Source organism: Acinetobacter sp. LMB-5 (assembly GCF_001541635.1).
Classification (GTDB): Bacteria; Pseudomonadota; Gammaproteobacteria; order Pseudomonadales; family Moraxellaceae; genus Acinetobacter; species Acinetobacter pittii.
This window is the reverse complement of record NZ_LRDR01000046.1, coordinates 1-621: the sequence shown is the minus strand read 5'-3', so window position 1 is coordinate 621 and position 621 is coordinate 1. Positions and strand designations below refer to the sequence as shown.

The 621-nt window shown below is 31.9% G+C and carries 1 pseudogene; it reads right to left on the bottom strand.

Going from position 1 to position 621, the window contains the following annotated elements:
* Nucleotides 1-459: pseudogene (locus AW165_RS18430) on the bottom strand (hypothetical protein); the annotation flags it as partial.
* Nucleotides 460-621: the final 162 nt, after the last annotated feature.

Genomic DNA, 621 nt, shown 5'->3' with positions numbered 1-621 from the left:
ACTTATTCGATCAGGGCCAATTCCTTCCTCAAATAAAGCTAGTGCCATGAATAAGTCAACGTCTTCCACACCCAGATCTACAATATCTTTTGCAGTATTCAAAGTTCTAGTTACTAATTCAGCTCCCCAACCAGATCCTTTACCTCCTCCATATCCCAAACATGTGTAATTAATTTCATGAAATAAAAAATCTTTATTCAAAGTTCTCCAAGCAATATCCTTAGAGTTTCTTTGCTTTACTGCTGATAAAAGTTTAATCGCTCGCTTAAAGAAATTATTGTATGAATTAAAAGCATTTTCTGACCATATCTTAGACTTTGAGTTCGGAATTAGTAATGGATCAATAAATAAAGGAGTATCTGCATTCAATATTATATCTATAGCACCTAAGCTATTGAATATTGATTCACTTTCAGGAAATTGCATTGAAAAGGTTATTGGTTTATTAATTTTTGCCATTTTATAAATATCAAGTAAAAGCCCCACTTCACAGTAGGGCTTTTTTTAAACAATATCAATAATATTTAACTAAAGTATCAAGCCCCTTGGCCTTCTAAAAAGTCTTCCATAATTTCATTTTTGTACGCTTTAACCTACAAACTTTTAGGGATTTTGCGGATT